Consider the following 25,631-nt stretch of genomic DNA (forward strand, 5'->3'; position numbering starts at 1 on the left):
CGCGACAGCCCGCTTCCCGAGGAACGTTCCGTTGGAGTTCAAACTACCGACCACGGCGACGGCGCCGTTTTGCCCGTCCGAAGTGCAGGGCAGCGTGGAGGTCTCGCCGCGCGCGCCATTCTGGAAGAAGTTCTGGCAGTTTGCCGGACCCGGCTTGCTGGTGTCGATCGGCTATATGGACCCCGGCAACTGGGCCACCGATATCGAGGCCGGTTCGCGCTACGGTTACCAGTTGCTGTTCGTTGTGATGCTGTCGAGCATTGCGGCCATGGCGCTGCAATGCCTCGCGATGCGCCTTGGCATCGTCACCGGGCGCGATCTGGCTGAGCTTTCGCGCACGCGCTACGCCAGGCCGGTTGCGCTCGGGCAGTGGGCGCTGGCCGAAGTCTCGATCATCGCGTGCGACCTGGCCGAGGTGCTGGGCGGCGCGCTCGCGTTTCATCTGCTGCTGGGCTGCTCGCTGCTATGGGGCGTGGTGCTCACCGCGTTCGACACCGTGATCGTGCTCGGCCTCAAGGGCAAGAATTTCCGCACGCTCGAAGCAATCATGGCTGGCCTCATCGCCACCATCGGCTTGGGCTATGTGATCGAGCTGACGCTCGTGAAGCCGCATTGGCCCGCCGTGTTCGCGGGCGCGCTGCCCTCGTGGCAAGCGGTCTCGTCGCAGGAGCCGCTGTATCTCGCCATCGGCATTCTCGGCGCGACCATCATGCCGCACAACCTCTACCTGCATTCGTCGATCGTGCAGACGCGCGCCGTGAAGCGCGATCACGCGAGCCTCGCGCAGGCTATCGGGCTGTCGCGGCTCGACACCATCGGCTCGCTCACGCTCGCGCTGCTGATCAACGCGGCGATTCTGATTCTCGCGGCGGCGGCCTTTCATGCGACCGGCCACAACCAGGTCACCGAGATCGAAGATGCCTACAAGCTGCTCGCACCCGTGGTGGGCAGCGGCGTTGCGTCCGCGCTGTTCGCCGTGACGCTGCTGGCCTCCGGGCAGAGCTCGACCTTCACCGGCACGGTGGCGGGGCAGGTCGTAATGGAAGGTTTCCTGCAGATGAAAATCCCCTGCTATCAGCGGCGTCTCATCACGCGCGTGCTTGCGCTGATTCCTGCTTTCGTGGGAGTGTGGCTGCTCGGCAATGGCGCGGTGGGCAAGCTGCTGGTCGCAAGCCAGGTGGCGTTGAGCCTGCAATTGCCGTTCGCGCTTTGGCCGCTCATCCGCATGACGAACGATCGCGCGCTGATGGGGGATTTTGCGAACCGGCTGCACACGCGCGTGATTGCGTGGCTGCTTTTCGCCGTGATCACGGCGGCAAATTCCTGGCTCGTCTGGGGGACGCTGAGGGGAAGCTGAAGAAGGGAAAGGCGCTTCGCCGTCCGGCTCTCGTTCCGAGCGCCGGACGGTTTCGCGTCTGATTTGATGCGTCCGGTTTTTGAGCGTGCTCCGCCCGCCGGATCTTTGGTCTCCTACGCTTATGCAGCCTCGGCAATGCCATCCGGTAACTGCTCCGGAAGGTCGCGGTCGGTCTGCTCGGCGCCCCGTCGCGCTGCAGCGGCCTTTTTCGTCTTGCCCGCGCGCGAAGGCGGCTGGCATGCGCCGCACACGACGTTGTGCTGCAAGTCGTGGCGGTGCGCGACGAACCTGCCGCTACAGCGGCAGCAAGGCGTCATCTGCAGAATATCGGCATCAAAAAAACGCACCAGGGTCCATGCGCGCGTGAGATCGAGCACCGGCTCGGTCCCGCTGTGGCTGCAGTGTTCCAGATAAAGCCGGAACCCCTTGGTGAGCGCGTCGAGATGCGAGCAACGCGCTTCATTCTTCAAAAACAGGTACGTGTTGTAGAACAGCGATGCATGAATATTCGCCAGCCACGTCATGTACCAGTCTGCCGAAAACGGCAGCATGCCCTTGGGCGGCGACACGCCGCGGATCTCGCGATACAGGCGGATCATGCGGTCGCGCGAAAGCGAGAGCTCGCTCTCCAGCACCTGCATGCGCGCGCCCAGTTCGATCAGCGCAATGGCACGAAAGACTTCTTGCGCGTCTTCGGTGAGGCTGCGCCGGTTCGTCGACATGACCCGTTCCTCAGGCGAACTGCACAGCGGGCTGTCCTGCAAGCAGGATGGCCGTGTGCGTGGCCGCCACGTCGGCATGCCGGGTTGTCTGCGTGAGCGCGGACAGCATGGCGTGATCGTCGAAGCGGAACAAACAAAGGAGCTGGTCGGAAGCGGCCAGCTTCACGATCTGCGCGAGCGACAGACCGGAAAGCAGATCGGCCAGTTCCGACGACAGGCCCAGTCGGAACATCCCGACTGGCTTGTCCTCGCGAAGCATGCGCTGCGCGAGCATCAGGTACGACAAGTTAATTTCGCGGATTGAATCCAGCGTCTCGCTGCTGCGGTCCATTTTCTCTTTTCCGAAGCCCCGATTAACCCCCCGGCGTTGTGCGCCGTTGTAACTTTTATGGCTCTTGGTCGGCCCGCTCATGAGTGGCGCGCCTGACTTTTTGATACAACACGTTACAACTCGTAACATGTTGGAGCGAATTGTATGAGGGGAGATCTCAGAAATCAATCCCTGTGACAAAAAATAATCGGTCTGTTACAAATGAATTCGGTAATTTTTTCTGTTTGCCGGGGAGTGACTCCGATTGGCATCGCGTTTCCCCTTATTGGATAAGGAGTTTCACGTAAGGTGCCGTAATAAAAGGACTTTTTCGGACGGCATGTGCGTATGCGAAATGGATTGCGAAAAACACTTTGGCGGGCTTTTTGAAGTAATAGAGCTGAAAGAATTGGATCGAATCGGAAATAAATTCCCATTACAAACCCCATCCATCTGACAATAAACTTGTAACAGGTGTATCGACCCTGTGTAACGAGTCATGTCTAAATGTGACAGGCGGGACTCCGGCGGCGGACTTTGTAACACGGTTTGGTTACACAACCAGGGCAATTGCGGGGTAAGTGAGCTTTTCTGTCAACTTATATCATGACGTGATATAAATAATGTAACAGGCAAGCTCGTCAGAGCAGCAGGGAGACAGGGAGAAGCGAAATGGGCGCGTTCAACCGCATTCTGTTGTGTTACGACGCCACGCAGGAAGGGCGCCGCGCGCTGCGCGAGGGCAAGGATCTGGCCCTCGAATGCAGGGCGCAGACGCATTTGCTCGCGGTGCTCGACCAGTCGCCGCTGCAGTGGGGCACCGACATTGCATCGGCGGTGCCCTATGAAGCCGCGGAGGCGGCCGCGAAGGACATTCTGGAAGACGGTGTGGCGCGCCTGAAGGCACTCGGGCTGGAGGCAACGGGGCATTTCGCCGTCGGCCGCGCGATAGACGAGATCGCGCGCGCGAGTGAGTCGTTCAACGCCGACCTCATCGTGCTGGCCCATCACCGCAGAGGTCCGCTCAGGCGCTGGTGGGAAGGCCGGGACGACCGCAAGCTGCTCGACCGGGTGTCGTGCAGCGTGCTGGTGGTGACGGCGCCGGAGGCCGCCGAAGCGGCGGCTGCCTGAGTGCGTGGGTGAGGCGAGCGCGCCTACGAGCGCGCGGGCACCCCGGCTTGCCGGGCTGCTTTGTCGCCGAGAATCGGTGCGCGCTTGACCTCGGTGATATAGAGCAGGATGAGCGAGACCCACACCACGCCGTAGAGCAGCATGAAACAGCTCGAGCGGATCTTCAGCAGGTCGAGCAACACGCCGAACAGGATCGGCAGCAGGAAGCCGCCCAGCCCGCCCGCGAGGCCCACCACGCCGGTCACCACGCCCATATTGGTGGGAAAGTCGTCGGCCACATACTTGAAAGTCGACGCCATTCCGAACGCCAGCACGCCCCCCAGCACGAACGTGAGCGCGACGAAGCCCGCGAGCGGCATGCTGATATGCAGTGTTTCGGTGCCGTCGATGGTGTGAATCACGAAGTCCGTGGCTGGGTACGAGAGGATGAAGAGGCAGATCCACGCGACCCACAAGCCCCACCATGTGACGCTGTGCGCGCCGAACTTGTCGGCGAGTACGCCGCCCACCGCGCGCAACACCGACCCGGGCAGCGAGAAGCCCGCCGCGAACGCGGACGCCATCACGATCGACATTCCGTACTCGGCTTTCAGATATTGAGGAATCCACAGCGAAAGCGCCGTGAACCCGCCGAACGTGATCGAATAGTACTGGCACAGGCGCCAGACGCGGGAGTCGCCGAGCACCTTGAATGCGTCGAGCCACGAGCCGTTCGTCTTGCCCGCGCCGGGGTCGCGTGCGGAGCCGAGCCAGAAGATCACGGCGGTCACCAGCAGCGCGACCGCATAGGCGCGCGGCACGAAGCGCCAGCCATAGAGCTTCTCGAGTTCCGGTGTCACGAACAGATTGACTGCAGCGCCCACGGTGCCCGCGCCGAAAAAGCCCATCGCGAAGCCACGCTGTTTGGGCGGAAAGAAGCGCGCGACATAGGGCGTGCCCACCGCGAAGGAAGCACCCACGCAGCCGAGAAAAAGGCCAATCGCGAGGAATTGCCAGAACTGATTGGCGTAGCTGACGATATACACCGGCACTGCGCAGACCACCAGCAGGATCGTCATGACGATGCGCCCGCCGAAACGGTCGGTCCACGTGCCGAGCGGCAGCCGCATCACCGCGCCGGTCAGCACGGGCGTGGCCGTGAGCAGGCCGAACTCGGTGCTATTGAGCTTGAGTTCGTCGCGCAACTCCACGCCGATCACTCCGAACATCATCCACACCACGAAGCAGACGAGGAACGCGAAGGTGCTCACAAACAGTACGGACCATGCTTTGGCGTCGGCCGTGACAGGCGGGGCGTCGGCATTCGCGGGCTTGCGTGCCGGGATGTTGCGCTGATTCATGACATCTTCCTCGGTTGCCTGGCTTACTGGACCAGCGGGCTCGTGGCGGCATCGACGGCGGCATTTTCGAGCGTGGCCTCGGAAGCCAGAATCGATACGTATTGCTGAATGGCCTTGTGGCGGACCCGCTCCGCAAGAAAGCGCGCGATGCCGTCGGCGGCGTCCTCGAACGCGACCGGCTCGCCGGCCACGCGGCGCTCGATGCGCACGAGGTGAAACCCGAAGCGCGTGCGCACGAGACGCGGCAGCAGGCCTTCGTCGGCATGGTCGAACAGTGCGCTCTCGAACTCGGGTACGGTGTCGCCGCGCATCAACTGGCCGAGGCTGCCGCCCACGCCCGCCGAGGGGCAGTTCGAAAGTTCGCGGGAGCGCGCCTCGAAGGTCTCCGGCGCGGCCAGCAGCGCATTGAGCGTTTCCTCGGCTTTCTGGCGCAGCAGCGCGAGCGGCACGCGGTCCGTCACGGCAAAGAGAATATGGCTCGCGTAGACGATCTCGTTGCGGATGAAACGCGTGGGGTGTTGTTCGTAGAAGCGCCGGCAGTCTTCGGGCGTCGGCTCCGGCGTGCGCAACTCGCGCGTGAGCAGCGCTTCGAGCACGTCGTCGTCGAGCGGGCTCGCGGCGTCGATCAATTCGAGCTGCACCGCGCGCTGGCGCAGCAGTTCGCGCACCACCAGCGAGCGGCGCGCTGCGAGCTGCGGATCGGGGTCGTCGCCATGATGGCGGCTTTCCTCGGCGATCGCGTTCAGATCGATTTCGACATGGTTCACGCGAGCGGGCGCATCATGTCCGGCGTCCGCCACGGTTTGCGAATCGGCATTCATGGACCGGTTTCCTTGATGTTTCAGCGCTTGCGCACGAGCTGGTACGGACGCAGCAGATAGGCCACCGAAGCGATGCCGCTCCAGATATGCACCATGCGCGTGAACGGCGAAACGAGGAAGATCGTGAAGCCGAGCGCGATGTGCGTCTGGTAGACGAGCGGCACGCCGTCGAGCAGACCGGCGATGTTGCCGCGGAACGTCACGATGCCCTTCACGTAGTCGGTGAGCTGCTCGAACATCGCGCCGTCCATGTGGCCCGCCGAGAGCACCACGGTGCCGAGTCCCAGCGCGAGCTGCACCCACAGCATCAGCACGATCACGATGTCCCATGTCCTGCTGTTGTGGCGGATGCGCGCATCGCCGAGGCGCCGCGCGATCAGCATCGTGAGTCCGATGATGGCGAAGAGGCCTGCGGTGCCGCCCGCGACCATCGCAAGCAGCTGGTGCACGGACGCCGAGATGAACGGCGCCACGAGCCAGTGCGGCGCGAGAAAGCCCACGAAGTGACCCATCACCACGACCAGGATGCCCCAGTGAAAGAGGTTGCTGCCGGCGCGCAGCGCGCCGCGCCGCAGCAGTTGCGACGAGTCGCTCTTCCAGGTGTATTGCTCGCGGTCGAACCGTACCAGCGAGCCGAACAGCAGCACCGCCAGACAAATGTACGGATAGATGCCGAACAGAAACTGGTGGAAATATTGGCCCATGACTGCTCCTTGCTGAATGCGCGGCAGGCCGCGCGGTGTACAGGTGCGGCTTTCAGCGCGACGGCCGGCGCGCATGGAACTCCACGGGCGCCACCGCCGGCTGCGCATTGCCCATGAATTTCACCGGCTCCTCGCTCCAGGCGGCATCGAGCGCATCGAGATCCTGGCCGTCGTGCGGCGCGTTCGCGTCGTCGTCGTGGGCCTCCTCAGGCAGCGCCGTTTCGGTGTTGCCCGCGAGCGCGAGCACCGCACCCGTCACATACGCGTAATGGCTGTTGCGGCGGCTCAGCTCGGCAGTGATCGCCTGCAGAATCGAGAGGGTTTCGCCGAGCAGCGAGCGCGCCTCGCCGGCTTCGAGGATCGACAGATATTCGAGGAATACCGGCAGGTAGTCGGGCAGCTGCGCGGGGCCGAGCAGCAGCCCATGGCGCTCGTACATCTGCTTCAGGTCGATCATCGCCTGGCCGCGCTCGCGCGACTCGCCGTGCACATGCTCGAACAGATGCAGCGAGGTGGCGCGGCCGCGGTCGAACAGCGCAACGTAGTTCTCCTGGAGCGAGAGCAGGTCGCGCGAGCCGAGATAGTCGAGAAAGCGCAGCAGATGCTCGCGCGTCTCGCCGCGCAGCGCGCGTTCGCCTTGCACGAGTTCGCGCGCCTCGTCGAGCGCGCTGATCAGCGCTTCGGTCGGGTACTCGAGGCACGCGGCAAGCAGCCGGAACGTGAGGCGATTGGGAGGGCGTGGCGCAAACATTCAGATCTCCTGAATCGGAATACGGCGCGAGCCGGTCTTGGGGGCAAACAGGCTGGCCTCGCTGCGGCCGTCCGAGCAGCCGTTGCCGAAGGTGAAGCCGCAACCCGAGCGCAGATCGAAGGCGTCTTCCGCATATTCGCGGTGCGTGGTGGGAATCACGAAGCGGTCTTCGTAATTCGCGATCGCGAGATAGCGGTACATCTCCTCGACCTGATGCAGCGAAAGCCCCGCTTGATCGAGCACCTGGGTGGCATCGACGCGGTCCACGTGACGCGCGCGCATGAACGCACGCATCGCGAGCATGCGCTCGAGCGCCAACTTTACGGGTTGCTCGTCGCCGGCGGTCAGCAGATTCGCCAGATAGCGCAGCGGAATGCGCAGCGCCTCCACGTCGGGCAGGTAGCCGTTCATGCCGAGGTCGCCGCTGTTCGCGGCCGAATTGATCGGCGAGAGCGGCGGCACGTACCAGACCATCGGCAGCGTGCGGTACTCGGGGTGCAGCGGGAACGCGATCTTCCAGTCGATCGCCATCTTGTAGACCGGCGAGCGCTGCGCGCCGTCGATCCACGCCTGCGGAACGCCGTCGCGCGCGGCCTGCTCGATCACGGCCGGATCGAACGGATCGAGGAACACGTCGAGCTGCGCCTGATAGAGGTCCTTCTCGTCGGCCACGCTTGCGGCTTGCTCGATGCGGTCGGCGTCGTAGAGCAGCACGCCAAGGTAGCGGATGCGCCCCACGCAGGTTTCCGAGCACACCGTTGGCTGTCCCGCCTCGATGCGCGGATAGCAGAAGATGCACTTCTCGGCCTTGCCGCTTTTCCAGTTGTAGTAGATCTTCTTGTAGGGGCAGCCGGACACGCACATGCGCCAGCCGCGGCACTTGTCCTGGTCGATCAGCACGATGCCGTCTTCCTCGCGCTTGTAGATCGAGCCGGAGGGGCAGGAGGCCACGCACGCCGGATTGAGGCAATGCTCGCACAGACGCGGCAGATACATCATGAAGGTGTTTTCGAACTGTCCGTAGATGTCCTTCTGCACGTTCTCGAAGTTATAGTCTTTCGCGCGCTTCTCGAACTCGCCGCCAAGAATCTCTTCCCAGTTCGGCCCCCATTCGATTTTTTCCATGCGCTCGCCGCTCACGAGCGAGCGCGGCCGCGCGACCGGCATCGCCCTGGTGTTGCCGGCTTCCTGCAGATGCGCGTAATCGAAGGTGAACGGCTCGTAGTAGTCGTCGATCTCGGGCAGATGCGGGTTGGCGAAGATCTTCGCGAGCAGGCGCCACTTGTTGCCCTGGCGCGGCTCGATCTTGCCGTCGGCCTTGCGCACCCAGCCGCCGCGCCACTTCTCCTGGTTCTCCCACTCCTTCGGATAGCCGATGCCGGGCTTGGTTTCGACGTTGTTGAACCACGCGTACTCCATGCCCTCGCGGCTCGTCCAGACGTTCTTGCAGGTGACCGAGCACGTGTGGCAGCCGATGCACTTGTCGAGGTTCAGCACCATCGCAATCTGCGCGCGCACCTTCATGACGTTTCTCCTTCGCGGGCGGCCGCATTGACTGGAGCATTGACGGGGGACGGCAGGTTGCCTACGGGCGTTTCTTCGCTGTCGAGCCAGTCGATCTTCTTCATCTTGCGCACGAGCAGGAACTCATCGCGGTTCGAGCCGACCGTGCCGTAGTAATTGAAGCCGTAAGCCAGTTGCGCATAGCCGCCGATCATGTGCGTGGGCTTGACCGAAATGCGCGTGACCGAGTTGTGAATGCCGCCGCGCGTGCCGGTGATTTCCGAGCCCGGCGTGTTCACGATCTTCTCCTGCGCGTGGTACATCATCACCATGCCGCGCGGAATGCGCTGGCTTACCACGGCTCGCGCGCATAGCGCGCCGTTCGAGTTGAAGCACTCGATCCAGTCGTTGTCGACCACGCCGATCTGCGCGGCGTCCTTCTCGGAGATCCACACGATCGGCCCGCCGCGCGAGAGCGTGAGCATGAGCAGATTGTCGGTGTAGGTGCTGTGAATGCCCCATTTCTGGTGCGGCGTGATGAAGTTCAGCGCGATCTCGGGATTGCCGTTCGAGCGCGTGCCTTCCATGTGCGCGTAGCTGCCCGTGTCGATGGGCGGCTTGTACACGCACAGGGCTTCACCGAATGCGCGCATCCATTCGTGATCCTGATAAAGCTGCTGTCTGCCGCTCAGCGTGCGCCACGGGATCAGCTCGTGCACGTTGGTGTAGCCCGCGTTATACGACACGTGTTCCGATTCGATGCCGCTCCACGTGGGCGACGAAATGATCTTGCGCGGCTGGGACTGGATATCGCGGAAGCGAATTTTCTCGTCGGCACGCGCCTCGGCCAGATGTTCGTGCCGCACGCCGGTGATCTTGCCGAGCGCTTCCCACGCTTTGACCGCCACTTCGCCATTGGTTTCGGGGGCAAGCGAGAGAATCGTTTCGGCTGCGTCGAGCGCGGTTTCGATGCGCGGGCGGCCCGCGGCGTCGCCGGACTTCGGCTCGTTCGGATAGCGATAGTTGAGGGCGCCGAGCTCGTTCACTTCGTCCTCGGTGTTCCAGCTGATGCCCTTGCCGCCATTGCCGAGCTTGTCCATCAGCGGCCCGAGCGAGGTGAAGCGGTGATACGTCTCGGGGTAATTGCGCTCGATCACGGTCACCCCAGGCATGGTCTTGCCCGGCACCGGCTCGCACTGGCCACGTTTCCAGTCGGCGACGCCGAACGGCTGCGCGAGCTCGCCCGGCGCATCGTGCGCAATGGGCGAGAGCACCACGTCGCGCTCCTTGCCGAGGTGGCCCACGCTCAATTCCGAAAAGCGCTTCGCGATGCCCTTGAAGATTTCCCAATCGCTCTTCGCTTGCCAGGCCGGATCGACGGCCGCGGAGAGCGGGTGAATGAACGGATGCATGTCGGACGTATTCATGTCGTCCTTCTCATACCAGGTGGCCGTGGGCAGCACGACGTCCGAGTACATGCAGGTGGTGGACATGCGGAAGTCCAGCGTGCAGAGCAGGTCGAGCTTGCCGCGCGGCGCTTCATCGTGCCAGACGACTTCTTCGGGACGCGCTGCGCCATTCTTCGCGACTTCCTCGCCCTGCACGCCGTTAGTGGTGCCGAGCAAATGCTTGAGGAAGTACTCGTGCCCCTTGCCCGAGGAGCCGAGCAGATTGGAGCGCCATACGAACAGGTTGCGCGGGAACGAGGCGGGGTTGTCGGGGTCCTCGCAGGCGAGCTTGAGGCTGCCGTCCTTGAGCTTGCCCGCCACTGCCGCGCCTGCCTGCGTGGCGTCGCCGAGCGCGCGCCCGAGTTCGAGCGGATTGCACCCGAGCTGCGGCGCCGAGGGCAGCCAGCCCATGCGCTCGGCGCGTACGTTGTAGTCGATGGGCGTGCCGTGATACGCCGACTTGTCCGCGAGCGGCGAGAGCAGGTCGGTGGGGTTCATCGGATCGTAGCGCCACTGGTCGGTGTGCGCGTAGAAGAACGAGGTGGCGTTCATGTGGCGCGGCGGGCGGCTCCAGTCGAGCGCGAATGCCAGCGCGGTCCAGCCCGTTTGCGGGCGCAGCTTCTCCTGGCCGACATAATGCGACCAGCCGCCGCCCGACTGGCCCACGCAGCCGCACATCACCAGCATGTTGATGATGGCGCGGTACGCCATGTCCATGTGATACCAGTGATTAATGCCCGCGCCGATGATCACCATCGACTTGCCCTGGGTCTTGTCCGCGTTTTCCGCAAACTGGCGAGCGACGTTGATCACGTCGGCGCGCTTCACGCCGGTGATCGCTTCCTGCCATGCGGGCGTGTACGGCACGTCGTCGTCATAGCTTTGCGCGACGTCCTTGCCGCCGAGGCCCTGATCGAGGCCGTAGTTCGCGATGAAGAGATCGTAGACGGTGGCCACGAGCTTCTCGCCGTCGCGCGTCGCCACGCGGCGCACGCCAATGCGGCGGCTCAGCACCGACTGATGATCGGTATGCGAATAGTGCGCGTGCGCGAGGTTGCCGAAGTATGGGAACGCCACGTCCACCACTTGATCGTGGCCTTTGACCAGCGAGAGCGCCGGCACGAGCGATGCGCCCTGGGCGTTTTCCTCGCGCAGGTTCCACTTGCCGAGGTCGCCGCCTTCCTGCTGGCCCCAGCGGAAGCCCGCCGAGCCGAGCGGCGCCGCGAACGCGCCGTTCGCGGAATCGATCACGACGGTCTTCCAGTCCGGATTGTTGGTCTGGCCAAGAGAATCGGCGAAGTCGGAGGCGCGCAGGTAGCGATCGGGCACGTACTGGCCGTCGCGCTCCGTGAGCGTGACGAGGCACGACATGTCCGTGAAGCGGCGGCAATAATCGGCGAAATATGTGCTTTTGCCGGCGAGATGATATTCCTTCAGGATCACGTGGCCCATCGCGAGCGCGAGTGCGGCGTCGGTGCCTTGCTTGGGATGCAGCCAGATGTCGCCAAACTTCGCGCCTTCGGCGTAATCGGGGAAGATCGACACGATCTTCGCGCCGCGATAGCGCGCCTCCACCATGAAATGCGCGTCGGGCGTGCGCGTTTGCGGCACGTTCGACCCCCACAGCATGATGAACGAGGAGTTGTACCAGTCGGCCGATTCCGGCACGTCGGTCTGCTCGCCCCACGTTTGCGGCGAGGCCGGCGGCAGGTCGCAATACCAGTCGTAGAACGAGAGGCATACGCCGCCGATCAGCGAGAGATAGCGCGAGCCGGCCGCATACGAGACCATCGACATGGCGGGAATGGGCGAGAAGCCCACCACGCGGTCGGGGCCGTGTCGCTTGATCGTATGGACGTTGGCCGCGGCGACGAGCTCGGTCACTTCGCTCCAGTCGGCGCGCACGAAGCCGCCGAGGCCGCGCCGCGACTGGTAGCTCTGGCGCGCCTCGCCGTCGTCGACGATGGCGGCCCACGCTTGCACGGGCGAGAGCGTGCGGCGCTTCTCGCGCCACAGCTTCACGAGCGCGCTGCGCACGAGCGGATATTTCAGGCGGTTCGCGCTATAGAGGTACCAGGAGTACGAGGCGCCGCGCGAGCAGCCGCGCGGCTCGTGGTTGGGCATGTCGGGGCGCGTGCGCGGATAGTCGGTCTGCTGCGTTTCCCACGCGACAATGCCGCCCTTCACATAGATCTTCCATGAGCACGAGCCGGTGCAATTGACGCCATGCGTGGAGCGCACGATCTTGTCATGGGCCCAGCGCGTGCGATAAGCGTCTTCCCATTTGCGGTCTTCGTCGGTCACGGCGCCGTGGCCGTCCGCGAATTGCGGCCTGGCAGTAGTGAAGTAACGCAGACGATCAAGAAAATGACTCATGGCATCTCCAGCTACTGTGGCAGGGACAGGTGTGATTTAAGGGGAAGATCGTAAAGAAGTAAAGAGAGTGCAAGAAATAAATTCCATTGGCGATGCGGATTTTTACGCACCGTGCATGCAATGCAATTTGAATGAATACTGGTCCCTCGCGGTCATTGTGCACGATTGGGTATTCAGCCGTTTTTTGAATGGTCGGGTTTAAATGTTTGGAATCGTTTTCGTTATATTTTTATGGGAATAGCGTGGCAATGATTATTCGAGGAATTTCCGGGATTGCTAGAGGGGATTGGGGAAGCCCCCGGGGGGCGGTCGAGGGGGCGCGCGCAACGAATCGAAGCCGTCGAACGCGATGAGTCGCACAAAATTCCAAAATCCGCATCGAATCGATTAAGCAACGGTTTTCATGATCTTGATGAATACGTCGGAAATCTGAATTAGCGCTTGGCTCGAATTTTGAATCGAGGCACCACGCCATCTATATGGCGTCTCAAACTGATTGTGTGCGCAACGTTTGTGCGGTTTGTGAATCGGCGGGGAAAAACGCTTCAATCGCGAGTTCGGAAAGCGTAATGTCGACGGGCGTGCCGAATACGGTGGTCGTGCTGTAAAACGATAGCTCGCCGAGCGCGGTTCGTATGCGCAGCGGCACGGCAATTGCGTGCTGAACCGGCTCGGCGCTGGCGGGAGTTGCCTGCGGCGGCGCGGGATAGGCGGCCAGTTCGTCGTGGAGTGCGACGAGGGTGGGATCGGCGCTCGCTTCGATCTGCCGCTGCAAGCGCGTGAGCAGATGCGCGCGCCACGCATGCCAGTTGACGACGCGCGGCGCCACGCCCTCGGGATGCAGTGAAAGACGCAGCGCATTTACGGGCGCGGCCAGCAGCGCGGCTGAGGCGTCGCCGACGAGCGGCGCGAGCGAGGCATTGGCCGCCACGATATTCCAGTGCCGGTCGACCGCGAGCGCGGGGTAGGGCTCGTGGCCGCGCAGCACCAGCTCGACCGCTTCGCGCGCCGCCGCGAGCTGCGGGTCGTCGAGCGCGCGCTCCCGGTAGAGCGGCGCATAACCCGCCGCAACCAGCAGCGCGTTGCGTTCGCGCAGCGGCACGTCGAGGCGTTCGGCCAGATGCATGACCATCTCGCGGCTGGGCAGCGAGCGGCCCGACTCCACGAAACTCAGGTGCCGCGTGGAAATGTCCGCTTCGTTCGCGAGCAGCATCTGGCTCATGCGGCGGCGCAATCGCCATTCGCGCAACAGCTCGCCCACGCTGCGGCGCGCCGTGCCGATGGCCGGCTGGAAGGCGGAGGAGGCCACGAAGGCGTTCGCGAGCGGGTTCATGCGGCCGATTCTAGCGAAAAGACGCGCCCGGTCGATTACCGGTGAGGTAATGGTCCCGTGTCATAAGCAATCCGCGCGAAAAAATGTTTGCGACGTTCGCGCAAGGCGCTTATCGATGTCCCCGCGTTTCGCCTAGAATTCATATCTCACAATTTGGTTGATAGCATGGCGGGCGTTGCATGGGTGGGACCAAGCGCTAAAGCACCAAGTCCCAACGACAGGAGATGGCCATGAGGGAAACGGTTGTTGCTTATCTGCTAGGCCCGATCGTGATGGTGGTGGTGAGCGCCGCCATCTGGGCCGTGTCGCGCCATAGCCGGGGCGTGCTCGAAGAGCGCGTGTCGCGCTGGCTCGACGCACACCGCGGACACGGCATGCGTCATAAGCATTGAGCGTGCCAGCAAGCCGGTCTCCGAAGGCGAGCGCGTGCGGGTAAACGCGGATCGCGGGCGCCGCAAGGGCGTTTCCGGCTGCCACATAGATGGCAGTGCAAATCAATATCTGCCGGGGCGGCGACTGCTGCCGCCCGATGTCGGTTTCGTTCACGGGCGCTGACTCGCGGTCCGCCGATCTGTCTGTTGATATACGCGTAATCCATTAAGTAGGGAACTGTAGGAAGAGACCGATGTCACTGCCATATTGCATATCGGAGCCCTTCATGACACGTCCCGCGGATTCCCTGATCATCTTCATCGCCCGAATTGCGCTCGCGATTCTGTTTTTATGGGGCGGCGCCATGAAGCTTTTGGGGTACGCGGGGTTCATCGCTTATCTGCATGCGCATGGCGTGCCTTATGCGCAATTCATGGCGCCCGTTGCCACCGGAGTGGAGTTGCTCGGCGGACTCGCGCTCGTGTTCGGCGTGCGCATGCGCTTCGTGGCATTCGTGCTGGCCGCTTACACCATCGTCACGGCGGTACTTGGGCATGACTTCTGGAATATCACCGAGGCCGCGCGTCAACAGGACGCGGTCGTGCATTTCTGGAAAAACATCGCGATCGCGGGCGGGTTCCTGCTGCTCGCGGTAACGGGCGCGGGACGTGCTTCTTTCGATGGGCTGCGTGCGCCGCGCAGCGGGCTGCGGGGCTGAAGGCTAGCCCGGTTGCCCACACCGTTACATGCGGCACGCCTATAACGAACAAGATCCACCAGGAAACTTGGGAGCCCGCTGTGATAGAACACTTCGAATTCAACGTGGGGGGCCGGGCCGGGCAGTTCTGCGCGAGCCTGGCCGAGGACGGCACGCGCCGCGTGCTGATCAGCACCGCCGATACCGCGAAGACGCTGGTGATACTCGATGCCTCGGGGCTGCTCGGCACACTCAAGGCCGAACTCGAGGAGCCCGACCGGCTGATCGCGCATGCCATTCGCAAGGCGCAAACCGAAGGGCTGATCGAACGTGCGCTGAGCACGGGTGCAATTCAGGAAGCGTCGCTCTAGCCGCGCGCGGCTTCGTTGTCTTCCACGCCTGATTCGTATGCGCGTTTTCCCCGGCGCGGTGCGCTCGTGTGCGTGACGTTGAGAGTGGCAGGGGCCGTCGCGTCCGAGCGCATGCTCCAGGCGAGGCATGCCGCCACCAGAAGCAGCATGGCCGAGATTGCCGTATCCGCGTGCAGGCCGCTCACGACCTGCGCCGCCGCGCCGCTGCCCGTGAGCGCGCCGAACGCCGCCACGCCCACCGCGCCGCCCGCCTGGCGCGCCGTATTGAGCAATGCCGATGCCGTGCCCGCGCGGGCCGGTTCGACCGAGGCCAGCACCGTCGTGGTCATGGCCGGCACCGCGAGTCCCATGCCGCCGGGAATCAGCAGAAACGCCGCGAGCAGCGCGATCAGCGGCGTGTTCGCATCGACAGGAATCAGCAGCGCATAGCCGAGCCCCGCCACCAGCGCGCCGCCGATCATCGGCAAGCGCGTGCCGTAGCGCGCGACCACGTGTCCGCTCGCGATGTTGGAGAGCAGGAAGCCGCCCGTGAGCGGGATGAAGGTGAGCCCGGCCTGCAACGGCGACTGGCCGCGCGCATGCTGCAGGAACAGCGCGAGCACGAACACGGTGCCGTAGTAGGTCAGATTCACGCACACGCCGAATAGCACGGCCGTGCTGAAGATGCGGTTGCGCAGCATGGCGAGCGGCAGCATGGGGGCTTCGATGCGCGCTTCGAGCGTGACGAACGCGGCGCCTGCGGCCAGCGCCAGCACGAAGCCGCCCCACACGGCCCAGTGCGCGAAGCCGAGCGGCCGCCACTCGATCACCGCGCCGGTGAACGCCGTGAGGGCGACGACGGCAAGCAACTGGCCGCGCAGGTCGAGGCTGCGCGGGCGCTGCGCCGGGGCGTTCGCAGCCACGCTGCTTGCGTTGCGCGATGCAGGAATCCACGCCAGCGTGGCCGCGAGGCCTGCCGCGCAGAGCGGCAGATTGACGAGAAAGATGCTGCGCCAGCCGAAGGCGGCGATCAGCAGGCCGCCGGCAATCGGTCCGGCGGCGATCGAAATCGCGCCGGCGGCGGTCCAGAAACCCACGGCACGGGCGCGCAGCGTGCGTTCGTGGCGGCAGGCCTCGTTCAGGAGCGCGAGCGAGTTGGGCAGCATCGCGGCCGCGCCGGCGCCTTGCAGCGCGCGCGCCGCGATCAGCAAGGCCGGGTTGGCCGCGAGCCCGCAGGCCAACGAGGCGAGAGCGAACATCACGAGCCCGGCCGCGTACATGCGGCGCGCGCCGTAGCGATCGCCGAGCACGCCGCCCGAGAGCATCAGCACGGCGAAGGCGAGCGTGTAGGCGTCGACGATCCATTGCAGCCCGGCGACGTTCGCGTGCAGGTCGGTAGCGATGCGCGCCAGCGCGATGTTGACGATGGTGACGTCGAGTTGCGTCACGACGAAGCCCACGCTCACGGTGCCCACTACGCGCATGAGCGCGGGCGTGAAGTATGGGGAGCGGGGCGAAGGGGCCGATGGCGTATTCATGCGACGTATCTTAGAACGCGGGCCGCCATGACGTTTCAGTGCGACGTGAAAGATCGAAGCATGGCGGCGCCTGCCATCGTCTCGGCAGCGGGCCTGTCAGGTCTTCACGCCGACGTCGCAGGAATTACCCGCTCCTGGTTGCAATTCAGAGTCCTCTTATGGGCTGCCTTTGCACATCTCCACAGAATTGCTCGCGCTTTGTTCGGAAAAGGGAGGTTTCTATGCGCATCGCAATTCTCCAGCGCGACGCTGGCCAGCGCGGGTTGATCGAGCGGACGCTCACGCAAAGCGGCCACGCATGCATGCCGTTCAGCGACGGCATCACGCTCGCCAAGGCGCTGGCCGCGTCCACCGTCGACATGCTCGTGCTCGACTGGCAGGGATCGCGTCTTTCGGGCGCGGAATTGCTGAAGACGGTGCGCGCCGTGAACGGCAATCAGATTCCGGTGCTGTTCGCTTCCGAGGACGACTCGGACGAGAGCGTCGTGCGCGCGTTCTCGGTGGGAGCGGACGACTACGTGAGTCTGCCGGTGTGTCCGTCGGTGTTTCGCGCGCGCGTGAATGCGCTGCTGCGGCGCGCCTTTCCGGATCGTTACGACAACGTGGCGCTCGAGGTCGGCCCGTATCACTTCGACATGCGCCGCCAGACCGTCACGGTGCATGGCAAGCCCGTCGAATTGTCGGGCACGCAGTACCGGCTCGCTTCGCTGTTTTTCGCGAATATCGGCCGCGTACTCTCGCGCGATCATATCTACGCGATGGTCTGGGGGCGCGAGCTGCATACGCTCACGCGCACCATCGACAGTCATGTCTCGCGCCTGCGCGTGCTGCTGGAGATCGAAGAGCACAACGGTTTTCGTCTGCAGCCCGTCTACAAGAGCGGCTACCGGTTGCTGCGCTTGCAGGACGAATCGGTGTCGCTCGACGAACTCGCGGCGGCGTGATGCACGGCACCCATGACGGAGTGATTCGCGTCACTGGCCAATGAAAAACGGCGGCACGCTTTTGGCGTGCCGCCGTTTTGCTATTTCTTGCTTGCGCCCGCTTGTGAGCAGTATCAGCGCGCGATGCCGAGCCCCTGCAGCACCGCATTGCCCTCGGGCGTCAGGCGGATCAGCGCGTCGCCCGCGGTGGTGTCGCCGGGCACTTGCTCGACGAGACCGGCTTCGCGCAGCGTGGTGATCTCGGGCTTGGCGCTTGCATTGATGGGCGCGTGCAGCAACAGCAGCAGCGTGGCGAGCTCGTGATGGCTCAGCAGGCGCCGCAGTATCGTGCGCTTCGCGGGCCTGGCCGGCCGCGCTTCGGTTGCTGCTTGATGCTTCTTCAATCCAGTCCAGTCCACGGGCATCTCCTGCTGCGTTTCTTCCGGGGTGAGGCGATGATGCGGACGAAGACTTAAGCGATTCTTAAATCCCGCTTCTGGCGATATGTCGCCGTACTACATGCCGTTACAGCCCGTAATCAATTTGAACGCGCCCGTAAGCGCGTGTTAAGCAGGCTTGCGCTGCGTGGCGCAAAACACGTTGCCTCAGGGCGCGCAGGTCTTGCTCGCGCTCTCGATCCACAGGTTCCCCGAATGACGCTTGCCGGGGTAGAAGCGATAGGTGGTCGTGCCGTTGTCGGCGCGAATCTTGATGATGTTCGAATCGCCGAAGTCGAGCATTTCGCCCTGCGGCAGCGCGCTCGTCTGGAAGCTCACACCGTGCCTGGTGGCCTGCGCCGTCAGGCACGAGACGACATCCTGAACCGACCGGTTGGTCGTGGAATCGATGACGGGCTGGCCGGAATCCGGATTGCCCTGGAACCAGGCGCAAGCGCCGAGGCTGAGCGAAAGGGCGAGGGGTACGGCAAGTTTCTTCATATGTCTCGTTTGCGACCGGGTGGGCGACCGGAACGGGCGGCCGCGAGCGACAAGGAACTGAAGATTATAGCGGCAGCACATCGCGTGCCGGCGTCGTGCGATGTCCGTGGGCCAACGCCATGCGCGCGACACACAGCCCGCATACAGTGGAAACACGAGTAGCGATTCGGGCTCGGCTGTGCAGGGGGCCCTGCGCGCCGGGCATGGCTGTTGCGGGCACGCGACTGACGTCGCCGCAGCGCGATACGGCCGCCCACGAATCACCCAGGCGAGATAGACTATCTCAGCGGTGTACCCGCGATCTGGCGCGACGTCAGGGAGAATAACCATGAGCCGCCCGTCGGTCCGTTTTCCTCTTCCTGCCACCCATGCCGGTTCGGTCTGGCGGTGGATCAAATGGGGTTTCGTCCTCGCGATTCTGGTTGCCATCGCTATCCTAGTGCGCATCGTCCAGATCGAAATCGATACGTCAAGACTTCAGGCGCGCTATTTCTCCGAACTCACGCGCGACATCGGCTTCGCGGTCGAGCCGGGGCAGAGCCACAGCATTCGCTTCCCCACGACGAATGGCCCTTACGACGTGCGGCTTGGTTATGCCCAGTTGCCGGCGTTCACCGCGCGTCTCGAACAGCGCGGCTTCACCGTGGCAGCGCAGGCGCGCGATTCCGCGCGCATGATCGCGCTCGCCGACGAAGGCCTTTTCCTCCCTTATGAAGAAAAGGACCAGGCCGGCATCGTGCTGCGCGATACGAACGGCGCGACGCTGTTCCACACGCGTTATCCGCAGCGCACCTACGAGAACTTCGACGCCGTGCCGCCGCTCGTGCGCGACTCGCTGCTCTTCATCGAAGACAAATACCTGCTCGCCGCCGATCAGCCGAACCGCAATCCGGCCATCGACTGGGGGCGCTTTAGCCGCGCACTCGTCGATCAGGGCGCTCGGCTCGTGAACCGGCATCAGCACACGCCGGGCGGCAGCACGCTCGCCACGCAAATCGAGAAGTTCCGCCATTCCGATGGCGGGCGCACCGCGACGCCGCCCGAGAAGCTGCGCCAGATCGCGTCGGCCTCGGTGCGCGCCTATCTCGACGGCCCGCAAACCATGCCCGCGCGCCAGCAGATTCTCGTGCATTACCTGAATTCCGTGCCGCTCTCGGCGAAGGCTGGCGTGGGCGAAGTCAACGGTCTCGGTGACGGCCTCGCGGCCTGGTACGGGCGCGACTTCCGCGACGTCAACCGCATTCTGCGCGAGCCCGTGTCGGAAACGACGCTCGACGAGCAGGCGCTCGCATTCCGCCAGGTGCTCTCGCTCTTGATCGCCCAGCGCGCGCCCTCGTATTTCCTGCAGAAGAACAACGACGCGCTTGCCAAGCTCACCGACAGCTATCTGCGCCTGCTCGGCAGCGGCGGCGTGATTTCGCCCGCGCTGCGCGACGCCGCGCTCGCGACGCAGCTCACGCTCGATCGCACGAAGTCCAAGCCGCGCGCGCCGGCCTCCTACGTTGAGCGCAAGACGGTGCTCACGATGCGCACGCAATTGATGCAGTCGCTAGGGCTGAAGACGATCTACGATCTCGACCGTCTCGATCTGTCCGCCACGTCCACGCTCGACGACGCCGTGCAGCAGGCTGTGAACGACCGGCTCGCCGATGCGGCGACCAAGGACGGCGCGCGCGCGGCGGGGCTGGTGGGCGACAAGATGCTCACGCCCGCCGACGATCCGTCGAAGATCGCCTATAGCTTCGCGCTGTTCGAGCGGCGCGGCAACGAGAACGTCGTGCGCGTGCAGACCGACAGCGTGAACCAGCCGTTCGACATCAATTCCGGCGCGCGGCTGAATCTCGGCTCGACTGCGAAGCTGCGCACGCTCATCACATATTTGCAGATCGTGAGCGCGTTGAACTCGAAGTACGCCAACGAAGATCCCAAGACGCTGCGCGCGATGATCCCGCAGGTCGACCCGAGCGACGCGCTCACGCGCTGGGCGCTCGACTATCTCTCGACGACGCGCGATCATTCGCTGCCCTCGATGCTCGAAGCGGCGGTGCAGCGCAAATATTCCGCGAATCCGGGCGAGACCTTCTACACGGGCGGCGGCGCGCAAAGCTTCACCAATTTCGAGTCGAGCGAGAACGCGCAGATCCTCACCGTGCAGAGCGCGTTCCAGCATTCGGTGAATCTCGTGTTCGTGCGGCTCATGCGCGACATCGTCCACTACGAGATGATCCAGGTGTCGGGGCCGCCCTCGGCTTACCTCGACGATCCGGCGGTGCGCAACCACTACCTCACGCAGTTCGCCGATGGCGAGAGCCAGGTCTACATGAAGCGCTTCTACATGCGCTACGCGGGCAAGAGCAACGACGAGGCGCTGCAGATCCTGCTCAAGCACACGCGCAAGGGGCCTGCGCGGATCGCGACGGTGCTGCGCAGCGCGAACCCGGACGGCGACCCGGCGTGGTTCAACGCGCAGATGCGCGCGCAACTGAAGAACACCAAGTTCCAGTGGCTCAGCGACGACGATCTCGCCGGGTACTACAACAAGTATGCGATCGACAAATTCAATCTCAACGACCGCGGCTATATCGCAGGTATTCATCCGCTCGAACTGTGGCTGCTCAACTACCTGCACACGCACCCCGAGGCGACGCTCGCGCAGATCCAGGCGCAGAGCCGCGACGTGCGCCTCTATACCTACAAGTGGCTCTTCAAGACGCGCTATTACGCGACACAGAGCCGGCGCATTCGCCGCATGATCGAAATGAAGGCGTATGCCGAGATCGGCAAGTCGTGGCGTGCGCTCGGCTACCCGTTCGACAACATCACGCCTTCGTATGGCGCGGCGATTGGCGCGTCGGGCGACCGGCCTTCGGCGCTCGCTTATCTGATCGGCCTCATCTCCAGCAACGGCGAGAAGTTGCCGACGCATAGCTTCGAATCGCTCGACTTCGCGCGCGGCACACCGTACGAAACGCGCTTCGTGCATGCTGCCACGCCGCCGCAGCCGCTCATCTCGCCGGAAATCGCGCAGGTCGCGCGCGAGTTGCTGGCTTCGGTGGTGGAAGGCGGCACGGCCAAGCGGCTCGCCGACGGCATGGCGTTCCCCGGCGGCAAGACGCTGCCGGTCTACGGTAAGACCGGCACGGGCGATCAGCGCTTTAACGTGTATGCGCCGGGCGCCCGCCTGATCGAGTCGCGCAAGGTGAACCGCTGCGCGACGTTCGTGTTCGTCATCGGCGATCGTTTCTACGGCACGCTCACTGCGTGGGTGCACGAGCCCTATGCGGCCCGCTACTCGTTCACGAGCGCGCTTTCAGTGCAGTTGCTGAAGTCGCTCGCGCCGGTGCTGCAACCGCTGCTGGAGGACAAGGGCGCGCCGGATGGCAAGATGAGGGCCGGAACCGGCTCGCAGGAGATGACGTTGATCGATCGGCAGACAGGCGCTGTGCAACGCGTGAGCCTGCCGCTTGCGCACCCACGCGTGGCCGCGGACGGGGCCAGCACGGCGCACGGCGCTTATTCGGATGCCGAATCAGTTCAGGTGAAGGCGAGCATGAAATAACGCAGCGCCGATCAATACGAACCCGGGGGCGGCGGGGGCGGCGACCCGGGCGGCGGAGGCGGCAGATAGCGCTGCTGAGGCTGATAGTACGGCTGTTGCGTCTGCATGCCGCCCGGCACGGGAACGCGGTTGCCGGTGGCGTACATGCACTGGAGATACGCGTAGTCGTAACGGCGCTGGACGTCGTAGGCCGAGCCTTGTACGTTGCCCATGCCGACCGCGCTGCCCGCGAGCAGGCCGGCGCCCGCGCCGATGGCCGCACCGTTGCCGCCGCCGAACGCGGCGCCCGCGGCAGCGCCGAGCGCCGTGCCGACCACGGCGCTGCCCACGGCGGTATTGGTCGTGGCCTGGTTGGTGGTGGCGCCGCCCACCTGCTGGAAGGCGAACTGGCGACAGTTGTAGTCGTCGTTGCGGAACTGGTCGAAGCTCTTGCCGGTGCCCGGCAGGGCCATCACGCTCGGTCCGGCCGGGACCACGGCGCATGCGCTCAAAAGGCCCGCAGCGGCGAGCAGCGCGAGACAGGTCGTTTTCATGTGCAACTCGATGTAGTCGGATCAGTTCGAAGGCGCGGGCTGGGCCGGCACGGCGCGCCAGCCTGACGAGCATTGCTTCACATACGGATAGTAGGTTTTTGACGCGTCGCAGTAATACCACGTGTCGCTGTTTTCGCTCTCGTTGTAGTCGTTGCCTGGCGCTTGCGCCTGTTGCTGGCCCTGCTCGATGTACTCGGGCGCTTGCGGGGGCGGCGCGACGATCACGGGCCCCGGCGCATAGTAGTAAGGCACCGGGGCTACCGGGTAGTAATAGGGTACGCCGCCGCCGATGAAAACACCCACGCGCGCGGCGTTTGCCGCGCCGCTCGCGCCGGCAAGGGCAGCCAGAGCGGCCGTGGCGGCCCCGAACATCCATTTCGACCTTTTCACGACGATCTCCAGAACGGGATTGGGCGGTGCGCTCGTGCCGGTCTGACCTTGCGCGCCCGCGCATCCTGAAACGCTAAGACATAGCGCCCTTCAATGCAATTACGCGAGCGCCACTGATTTTTCGAGTTGTTACAACGATGCGACAGGACCGTTCGCCAGGGCGGTCCGTGGCCTCTCGTCGCCGTGCCTGAGCACGTCCGCCCCCCATGAACAAGGGCTTTCAGCGTGTAAGACGCTGATGCGTCGTAATGGCGTGAAGAATTCAAATAGTCATTTCGATTAGCCGGTCACCGTGTGCACGCCGCGACCCGCTTAGACTCGCTCGCACGCTCGGTGCGAGGCGTCGACTATTGATTGCACGTCACCGATTTACTAAGGACTACAACATGAAAGGAATTCTGACGGTGGGTACGGCGGTGGCGATAGGACTCGCCGCTGCGCCCGCATGGGCGGGATTGGGCGGCGCGCTCGCATTTCCTGATGCGCAGCGGACGCCGGCTACGCGCTTGATGGCAGCCGTCAACGCGGCCACCGTGACGTGGACCGTCACGACGACCATGCTCGAAAACGACACCGTGATCCATGAGTATCTCGACGCCAGCGGCACCGTCTTTGCCGTTTCCTGGCGTGGCCCGCGTATCGGCTCGCTCGACGCGCTGCTGGGCCGCAACTACTTTCCCGTCTGGCAAAAGGGGCTGGCGGTGGCGCAGTCGGCACGGCGCGGCGGCTACGGGCCGGTTGCCATGCATCAGCCTGACCTCGTCGTCGAGACGGGCGGCCATATGGGTGCATTGACGGGCCGTGCGTGGTTGCCCAAGGCGCTGCCGCAAGGCTTCAACGCCGACCTGATCCAATGAGCTGGGAACGCGCAATGAACAGGATCATGATGGTTTGTGCGCTCAGCGCGAGCATGCTGCTGGCGGGTTGTGGCGGCGGCGGGGACGGCCCGGCCGTATCGAACAGCACAGCCGCAGGGGCCTCGGCGGCGTCGGACGCGGCAAGCGGCGGCGCGTCGGGCGGCAAGAGCCCGAGTTCGGGTGGTTCAGGTTCGGGCGGATCGAGTTCGGGCGGTTCGGGTTCGGGCGGTTCGGGTTCGAGCGGTTCGGGTTCGGGCGGATCGGGTTCGGGGGGATCTGGTTCAGGCGGTTCGGGTTCAGGCGGTTCAGGCTCCGGCACTTCGTCGGGTGGCGGTTCCGTTGCCGATATCGGCAATACGATTCCGGTGCTCGTTTCATCGGCAAGCGCCGTGCGCAACTTCCCGCTCGTGAGCGTTACCGTGTGTCAGCCCGGCAGCGGCGTGCAGACGAATTGCGCGACGATCGACAACGTGTTGCTCGACACCGGCTCATTCGGCTTGCGCCTCTACGCAACGGCGATTCCTGCCTCGACGCTCGCCGCACTGCCCGTGCAAACCGATCCCGCCAGTGGCAAGAACGTGGCGGCGTGTGGCGCGTTCGGCTCGGGCTATACGTGGGGAAGCTTGCGCGCGGCGGATGTGAAGCTGGCGCGCGAGGTGGCTCCCGACGTGCCCATCCAGGTAATTGGCGACGCCGCCATCGCCTCGCCTGCGCCGGCATCGTGTGTCTGGAATACCGCGCTCACGAGCCCGGCGGTGCTGGGCGCGAACGGCGTACTCGGCGTGGGCGTCGCGCGCTACGATTGCGGCGCGGCGTGCACGCGACCCACGCCGCGCACGGGCTACTACTACGCCGACACCGGGCTCGCCACGCCCATCTCGATGCCGCTTGCGAACCAGGTCACGAATCCGGTGGCGCTCTTTCCGGTCGACAATAACGGCGTGATCGTGGACACCCCGGCGATTGCCGCCGATGGCGCGCCCACGGCGACCGGCACGGTGATCTTCGGCATCGGCACGCAGGCGAACAACCAGTTGGCGGGTGCGGGCGCAACCGTGCTCGCGACCGATCACTGGGGCAATTTCAAAGGCAGCGTCGGCAACGGCAGCACGGTGCAAACGTTCATCGACTCGGGGTCGAACACGTTGAGTTTCGAGGACTGGTCGATCATCCAGGATAAGGGCTTCTATGTGCCCGCCACGCCGCTCAAGCGTTCAGTCGCGCTCTCCGACACGAACGGCGCGACTGGCGCCGCGGACATCGTCATTGGCAATGCGGATGCGATGTTCGCGTCGCTGAACTTCGCGTTCAGTACGCTTGCCACGTTCCTTGCGCAAACCGTCGATCTGGGCATGCCGTTTTTCTACGGCCAGCGCATCTACTACGGGATCGAAGGCACGTCGTCGGGAGCGGGGGCCACGGGACCCTATGTTGCGTATCTCTCGCGATAGTTTTTCCGGTCGACTGTCATGAGAAGCGCGCCGCAAAACGGCGCGCTTTTTCTTTAAAGGCATAAAAGAAAATATCCGGAGCGGCACCAGCGCAAACGTTTGCCCTGGCGGAAACCCCTGGTCAAGCCGTGTCGCGCAAGCGCCGATATAGCGCTGGTAGGAGCGGCCAATTCGTGAGCGCGAGGGCTGCCGCATGGGATTTCCGTTCTCGATCGGCTCGAAAGCCA

General features: G+C 64.2%; 23 protein-coding genes. 9 read left to right on the forward strand and 14 right to left on the reverse strand.

Translation table 11 applies throughout. From position 1 onward, the window contains the following. Positions 1-31 precede the first annotated feature (31 nt). Positions 32-1,357: an Nramp family divalent metal transporter gene (locus P5W98_RS21255; RefSeq protein ID WP_421026120.1), complete on the forward strand. Its 1,326-nt coding sequence runs from the start codon at positions 32-34 to the stop codon at positions 1,355-1,357. A gap of 119 nt (positions 1,358-1,476) precedes the next feature. Here P5W98_RS21255 and flhC read toward each other — a convergent pair whose 3' ends face one another. Both flhC and flhD read right to left on the reverse strand, forming a co-directional pair. After that, positions 1,477-2,079 (reverse strand): flagellar transcriptional regulator FlhC, encoded by a 603-nt coding sequence (gene flhC / locus P5W98_RS21260; RefSeq protein WP_421026119.1) that lies wholly within the window; start codon positions 2,077-2,079, stop codon positions 1,477-1,479. A 10-nt stretch (positions 2,080-2,089) separates the two neighbouring features. Next, positions 2,090-2,410, reverse strand: coding sequence for a flagellar transcriptional regulator FlhD (gene flhD, locus P5W98_RS21265; protein WP_175195331.1), 321 nt, complete (start codon positions 2,408-2,410; stop codon positions 2,090-2,092). 651 nt (positions 2,411-3,061) lie between these two features. Between flhD and P5W98_RS21270 the strand changes: the two genes are divergently transcribed. Further along, on the forward strand, positions 3,062-3,520 hold the full coding sequence (locus tag P5W98_RS21270) for a universal stress protein (protein WP_421026118.1): 459 nt from the start codon (positions 3,062-3,064) through the stop codon (positions 3,518-3,520). Between the two features lie 23 nt (positions 3,521-3,543). Here the strand turns inward: P5W98_RS21270 and P5W98_RS21275 are convergent, their stop codons facing one another. The 7 genes from P5W98_RS21275 to P5W98_RS21305 form a co-directional block, all read right to left on the reverse strand. Next, positions 3,544-4,860 carry an MFS transporter gene (locus tag P5W98_RS21275; RefSeq protein WP_421026117.1) on the reverse strand — a complete coding sequence of 439 codons (1,317 nt, stop codon included), beginning with the start codon at positions 4,858-4,860 and terminating at the stop codon, positions 3,544-3,546. Between the two features lie 23 nt (positions 4,861-4,883). Continuing rightward, positions 4,884-5,681, reverse strand: coding sequence for a peptidylprolyl isomerase (locus P5W98_RS21280; RefSeq protein ID WP_421026116.1), 798 nt, complete (start codon positions 5,679-5,681; stop codon positions 4,884-4,886). 20 nt (positions 5,682-5,701) lie between these two features. Next, positions 5,702-6,385, reverse strand: coding sequence for a respiratory nitrate reductase subunit gamma (narI, locus tag P5W98_RS21285; protein ID WP_421026115.1), 684 nt, complete (start codon positions 6,383-6,385; stop codon positions 5,702-5,704). Positions 6,386-6,437: 52 nt separating this feature from the next. Further along, on the reverse strand, positions 6,438-7,136 hold the full coding sequence (narJ, locus tag P5W98_RS21290) for a nitrate reductase molybdenum cofactor assembly chaperone (protein WP_421026114.1): 699 nt from the start codon (positions 7,134-7,136) through the stop codon (positions 6,438-6,440). Then, positions 7,137-8,660 (reverse strand): nitrate reductase subunit beta, encoded by a 1,524-nt coding sequence (narH, locus tag P5W98_RS21295; RefSeq protein WP_421026113.1) that lies wholly within the window; start codon positions 8,658-8,660, stop codon positions 7,137-7,139. It abuts the gene before it with no gap. After that, positions 8,657-12,463 (reverse strand): nitrate reductase subunit alpha, encoded by a 3,807-nt coding sequence (locus P5W98_RS21300; protein WP_421026112.1) that lies wholly within the window; start codon positions 12,461-12,463, stop codon positions 8,657-8,659. Before P5W98_RS21300 ends, narH begins: the two co-directional genes overlap by 4 nt. 487 nt (positions 12,464-12,950) lie before the next feature. Next, positions 12,951-13,796, reverse strand: a complete 846-nt coding sequence (locus tag P5W98_RS21305) for a helix-turn-helix domain-containing protein (protein WP_421026111.1) — start codon at positions 13,794-13,796, stop codon at positions 12,951-12,953. Positions 13,797-14,026: 230 nt separating this feature from the next. Here P5W98_RS21305 and P5W98_RS21310 point away from each other — a divergent pair, with 230 nt between their 5' ends. The 3 genes from P5W98_RS21310 to P5W98_RS21320 all read left to right on the forward strand — a co-directional run bounded on the left by P5W98_RS21310 (position 14,027) and on the right by P5W98_RS21320 (position 15,236). Next, a complete protein-coding gene (locus P5W98_RS21310) occupies positions 14,027-14,188 on the forward strand; it encodes a hypothetical protein (protein WP_421026110.1) in 162 nt (53 codons plus the stop codon). A gap of 266 nt (positions 14,189-14,454) precedes the next feature. Further along, the gene (locus P5W98_RS21315; protein ID WP_421026109.1) at positions 14,455-14,886 is read left to right on the forward strand and encodes a DoxX family protein; all 432 of its coding nucleotides are present in this window, start codon (positions 14,455-14,457) and stop codon (positions 14,884-14,886) included. A gap of 80 nt (positions 14,887-14,966) precedes the next feature. Beyond that, on the forward strand, positions 14,967-15,236 hold the full coding sequence (locus P5W98_RS21320; RefSeq protein ID WP_421026108.1) for a hypothetical protein: 270 nt from the start codon (positions 14,967-14,969) through the stop codon (positions 15,234-15,236). Here P5W98_RS21320 and P5W98_RS21325 read toward each other — a convergent pair. Further along, a complete protein-coding gene (locus P5W98_RS21325; RefSeq protein WP_421026107.1) occupies positions 15,233-16,753 on the reverse strand; it encodes an MFS transporter in 1,521 nt (506 codons plus the stop codon). The genes P5W98_RS21320 and P5W98_RS21325 overlap by 4 nt on opposite strands. A 221-nt stretch (positions 16,754-16,974) precedes the next feature. Here P5W98_RS21325 and P5W98_RS21330 point away from each other — a divergent pair, with 221 nt between their 5' ends. Further along, positions 16,975-17,697, forward strand: a complete 723-nt coding sequence (locus tag P5W98_RS21330; RefSeq protein ID WP_421026106.1) for a response regulator transcription factor — start codon at positions 16,975-16,977, stop codon at positions 17,695-17,697. A gap of 113 nt (positions 17,698-17,810) precedes the next feature. On the opposite strand, the gene P5W98_RS21335 is transcribed toward P5W98_RS21330, so the two are convergent. Both P5W98_RS21335 and P5W98_RS21340 read right to left on the reverse strand, forming a co-directional pair. After that, positions 17,811-18,080 carry a hypothetical protein gene (locus tag P5W98_RS21335; protein WP_421027040.1) on the reverse strand — a complete coding sequence of 90 codons (270 nt, stop codon included), beginning with the start codon at positions 18,078-18,080 and terminating at the stop codon, positions 17,811-17,813. Positions 18,081-18,281: 201 nt separating this feature from the next. Further along, on the reverse strand, positions 18,282-18,614 hold the full coding sequence (locus tag P5W98_RS21340; RefSeq protein ID WP_421026105.1) for a hypothetical protein: 333 nt from the start codon (positions 18,612-18,614) through the stop codon (positions 18,282-18,284). A gap of 328 nt (positions 18,615-18,942) precedes the next feature. Between P5W98_RS21340 and P5W98_RS21345 the strand changes: the two genes are divergently transcribed. Continuing rightward, positions 18,943-22,173 (forward strand): transglycosylase domain-containing protein, encoded by a 3,231-nt coding sequence (locus P5W98_RS21345; RefSeq protein ID WP_421026104.1) that lies wholly within the window; start codon positions 18,943-18,945, stop codon positions 22,171-22,173. A gap of 11 nt (positions 22,174-22,184) precedes the next feature. Here the strand turns inward: P5W98_RS21345 and P5W98_RS21350 are convergent, their stop codons facing one another. Both P5W98_RS21350 and P5W98_RS21355 read right to left on the reverse strand, forming a co-directional pair. After that, a complete protein-coding gene (locus tag P5W98_RS21350; protein WP_421026103.1) occupies positions 22,185-22,706 on the reverse strand; it encodes a YMGG-like glycine zipper-containing protein in 522 nt (173 codons plus the stop codon). 21 nt (positions 22,707-22,727) lie between these two features. Beyond that, entirely contained in the window at positions 22,728-23,078 is a 351-nt protein-coding gene (locus P5W98_RS21355; RefSeq protein WP_421027039.1) for a hypothetical protein, read from the reverse strand. 404 nt (positions 23,079-23,482) lie between these two features. Between P5W98_RS21355 and P5W98_RS21360 the strand changes: the two genes are divergently transcribed. Beyond that, on the forward strand, positions 23,483-23,953 hold the full coding sequence (locus P5W98_RS21360; protein WP_421026102.1) for a DUF2844 domain-containing protein: 471 nt from the start codon (positions 23,483-23,485) through the stop codon (positions 23,951-23,953). Positions 23,954-23,967: 14 nt separating this feature from the next. Next, positions 23,968-25,404 (forward strand): DUF3443 family protein, encoded by a 1,437-nt coding sequence (locus P5W98_RS21365; protein ID WP_421026101.1) that lies wholly within the window; start codon positions 23,968-23,970, stop codon positions 25,402-25,404. Positions 25,405-25,631 lie beyond the last annotated feature (227 nt).

The organism is Paraburkholderia sp. A1BS-2L, from assembly GCF_051125205.1.
Taxonomy (GTDB): Bacteria; Pseudomonadota; Gammaproteobacteria; order Burkholderiales; family Burkholderiaceae; genus Paraburkholderia.